The sequence below is a fragment of the uncultured Faecalicoccus sp. genome (assembly GCF_944325745.1).
In the GTDB taxonomy this organism is placed as follows: domain Bacteria; phylum Bacillota_I; class Bacilli_A; order Erysipelotrichales; family Erysipelotrichaceae; genus Faecalicoccus.
Map to the genome: position 1 here is coordinate 1 of NZ_CALVBG010000086.1, position 4,079 is coordinate 4,079.

Here is a 4,079-nt window from a genome sequence, read left to right on the forward strand (position 1 = left end):
GTGATCGGCGGTTTAGGATCAGCTGTCGCAGAAGTGCTGGCCAAAGAAGGAGCCGGATGCCGGCTGATGATGATCGGACTGAACGATGAATTCGGACAGAGCGGAAAACCGAAAGATCTGCTGGCCCACTATGGACTGGATGCTTCCAGCATTGCGAAAACAATTCAAGAAATGGATCTTTGATGACTTCAAAGATCTTTTTTTGTTTCTTGTGGTACACTAAAAAAGAGTGGAGATGAGGATTATGGAAATCAAAAAATGGATGGATTGTATTGGCAATACTCCCATCGTAGAGTTAAGTCGTATTGAACAGGAAGAAAACAGTCTTGCCCAGATCTATGCGAAGATCGAGGCAATGAATCCGACCGGCAGTGCCAAAGACCGGATTGCGAAAAAGATGATCGAAGAAGCGGAAAATAAGGGCTTGCTTCAGGAAGGGGCAACGATCATTGAACCCACCAGCGGCAATACCGGGATCGGGTTAGCGATGATCTGTGCCATCCGCGGATATCACGCGATCTTTACGATGCCGGAAACGATGAGCCTGGAACGCCAGAAGCTGTTAAAAGCCTATGGGGCAAAGATCGTTTTGACTCCGGCAGCCCAAGGAATGTCCGGTGCCATCGAAAAAGCCAATCAGCTGCACGAAGAAATTCCGAGATCCTGGATCCCTTCCCAGTTTTCCAATCCGGACAATCCGAAAGCCCATTATGAAACAACGGGACCGGAGATCTGGAATCAGATGGAGGGTCAAGTCGATGTCTTTGTGGCCGGTGTGGGAACGGGCGGAACCATTACAGGGACCGGGCGATATCTCAAAGAAAAAAATCCTCAAGTGAAAGTAGTTGCGGTGGAACCTGCCACTTCCCATGTTTTATCAGGAGGAAAACCAGGATCGCATGATCTGCAGGGGATCGGCGCTGGATTTATTCCGGATGCCTTGGATTGTTCGATCTATGATCAGGTGATTTGTGTAGAAAACGAACAAGCGTACGAGATGGCACGCCAGTGCGCTCAAAAAGAGGGAATCCTTGTGGGAATCTCTTCGGGGGCGGCTTTGTATGCGGCTGTACAGCTGAGCAAACAAAAAGAATATGAGGGGAAATCAATCGTCGTTCTCTTGCCGGATACGGGCGAGCGTTATTTATCGACGGCTTTATGGAATGAATAGGAGGAAATTATGATCACACGTACGTTTCAAGATTTACAGCTTTCTGGATTGGGACTTGGCTGCATGCGCCTTCCTTTAGTAGCGGGCAGCGATGCCCAACCGGATGCTGATCGGGTGCAGGAAATGGTAGATCTCGCCATTCAAAAAGGGATCAACTACTTTGATACAGCTTGGGGCTATCATGAAGGCGCCAGTGAGATCGTCATCGGCCAGGCATTAAAAAAACATGAGCGTTCAACTTTTTATCTGGCCGATAAATTTCCGGGATATGATCTCAACAATATGCCAAAAGTGGAAGAGATCTTTGAAGAACAATTAAAAAAATGCCAAGTTGATTATTTTGACTTTTATTTGTTCCATAATGTCTGCGAAAAAAATATCGATGCTTATTTAGATCCGCAATATCATATTTACGAATATCTGATGGAACAAAAGAAAAAGGGAAGGATTCGTCATTTGGGATTTTCCAGTCATGGTGATCTTCCGGTCTTGAAACGTTTTTTGGAAGCGTATGGCGAATCGATGGAATTCTGTCAGATTCAGCTCAATTATTTGGATTGGGAATTTCAAAACGCAAAAGAAAAGTGTGAGATCCTAAAAACATATGGGATCCCGGTCTGGGTCATGGAACCTTTACGGGGCGGGAAATTGGCACAGATCGATCCAGAATTTGAACCGGATCTACAAGGAAAGGATCCTATCGAGTGGGCTTTTCGTTTTACTCAGTCGATTCCGGAAGTAACCATGGTTCTTTCAGGAATGTCGGATATGGATCAGCTTCAAGAAAATATTCGAATTTGGGAAAGTGACAAACCGTTGACATCATCGGAAATGGATACGCTTTTGATGACAGCGCGAAAGATGACTGCCAAGACAGGGGTGCCTTGTACGGCTTGTCATTATTGTACGAGTCATTGTCCGCAGCAGCTGGATATTCCTCGCTTGATTTCTTTATATAATGAATTCTGTTTTTCCAACGGCGGCTTTATCGCTCCTATGGTGATTGGAACACTGCCGAAGGAACAAGGTCCGAGTGCTTGTATCCAGTGTCGAAGTTGTGAAAAAGTTTGCCCGCAACAAATCAAGATCTCCGAGGTCTTCCAAGACTTTGTGAAGCGTTTAGGATAAGAATAGAAACACAGTTCAAAGAGAGCTGTGTTTTTTACTTGGACAGAAATTCAAAAGAGTCCATCTAGAAAAAACGGAAGGTCCTGTGGTATACTTTGCTCATGGAATCAAATAAATTACGTCTTGTATTATGTGATATTGACAGCACATTGATTAATTCGAATCGAGAACTAACACCCAAAACCAAAAAGATGATTGAAAAGCTTCATGAAAAGGGAGTGTATTTCGGCTTGGCGTCCGGCCGTCCTGTGGACGAGCTGCAGAAGTATGCGCCGCACTGGGGCTTTGGTTTTGCGTTTGATTTCTTGATTGGGATGAATGGCAGTGAGTTATGGGATAATCTGAAACAAAAACAGATCGATTCATATAAATTGAAAAGAGAATGGATCCAGGAGATCCTCAAGGCGATGAAGCCTTTTCCTTCCAATGCCTTTATCTATCAAGATGGCATGCTGGTGGCACAGCGTATCGATGATGCGATGAAAAAATCGGCAGTGACCAGTCAGAAACCGATCCATGTGATTTCGAGTGATAAAGAACTTTATGAACATGAAAATGCCAAGATCATGTTCCGAATGTCCAAAGAACAGACGCTGGAAGTGGAAGAATACTTCAAAAATCACCCGAATCCATATTATAAAGCGTTTAAGACACAGTCTACTTTAATAGAATTTGCCGATCGCCGGATCTCAAAAGCTTACGCCTTGAAGATCCTTTGCGATAATCATGATTTTTCTTTAGATAATGTATGGTCTTTTGGGGATACGACCAATGATAATACGATGCTTGAGGCAAGCGGAAGAGGAATTTGTATGCTCAACGGCAGTGATGATACAAAGGCGATTGCCGATGAGATCACTCGTTATGACAATGATCATGATGGGGTAGCGATGTATATGCAGGAGCATTATTTTGACGAACTGGGGGAGACTTTATGAATAAGATCGCATTGATGGTGGATTCCAGTGCAGATATCACGAAAGAAGAAGCACAAGAACTGGGAATTTATGTATTGCGCATGCCTGTGATCATCGACGGGAAAGAATATATCGAATCCGAAACGATCACGGATGAAGAAGTCGTGGAAGCTTTACAACAGCACAAGAGTGTGAAAACAGCACAGCCGATCATTGGCGATATGATCCAGATGTGGGATCGATTACTGGAAGAATATGATGAGGTTTTCTATCTGCCTTTGACCAGTGCTCTATCGGGTACGAATAAAACGGCCTTGAATTTGGCCAAGGAAGCTTATGAAGGAAAAGTCACTGTTGTACAAAGTGAGTTTGTTTGTTATCCGACGATCCGCGTCATGGAAATGGCAAAAGGCATGTTTGAAAAAGGCTATACGACAGCGCAGGTCAAAGAAAAAATTGAAAAAGAAGGCGAACTGATGGCTGTCCTGATTCCGGAAAATCTGGAAACGCTCAAAGCAGGAGGAAGGATCTCTCCGGCAGCCGCTTCATTGGCAGGCTTATTGAAGATCGTTCCGCTGTTGAACATTTGCCACGGCTCCATAGATCTGCAAGATAAGGTACGAACCCTAAAAAAAGCTTATCAGCGGGGCGTAGAAGTGGTGACACAAGGTGTGGATCCTGAAGACTATGAATGGATGGTCATTGATGCCTTTGATAAAGAAAAAAGCGAGATGTGTAAAGAAATGTTAGAGAAAGCGGTAGGACAACCTGTTTCTCAACATGCGTTTAAAACGGTGATCTTGTCTCATGTGGGTAAAGGCACTATTGGATTTGGACGAATCAAGAAAATTCACTATTAAAAA

Annotated in this window: 4 protein-coding genes and 1 pseudogene; all 5 read left to right on the forward strand. The window is 44.1% G+C overall.

Annotated elements, in window-relative coordinates:
* Positions 1-183, forward strand: a pseudogene (locus Q0J48_RS06730) (transketolase C-terminal domain-containing protein); the annotation flags it as partial.
* A 61-nt stretch (positions 184-244) separates the two neighbouring features.
* The gene (cysK, locus tag Q0J48_RS06735; protein ID WP_296242725.1) at positions 245-1,171 is read left to right on the forward strand and encodes a cysteine synthase A; all 927 of its coding nucleotides are present in this window, start codon (positions 245-247) and stop codon (positions 1,169-1,171) included.
* A 9-nt stretch (positions 1,172-1,180) separates the two neighbouring features.
* Positions 1,181-2,299, forward strand: coding sequence for an aldo/keto reductase (locus Q0J48_RS06740; RefSeq protein ID WP_296242726.1), 1,119 nt, complete (start codon positions 1,181-1,183; stop codon positions 2,297-2,299).
* Between the two features lie 101 nt (positions 2,300-2,400).
* Entirely contained in the window at positions 2,401-3,237 is an 837-nt protein-coding gene (locus Q0J48_RS06745) for an HAD family hydrolase (protein ID WP_296242727.1), read from the forward strand.
* On the forward strand, positions 3,234-4,076 hold the full coding sequence (locus tag Q0J48_RS06750; RefSeq protein ID WP_296242728.1) for a DegV family protein: 843 nt from the start codon (positions 3,234-3,236) through the stop codon (positions 4,074-4,076). The genes Q0J48_RS06745 and Q0J48_RS06750 overlap by 4 nt, the downstream gene beginning before the upstream one ends.
* Positions 4,077-4,079 lie beyond the last annotated feature (3 nt).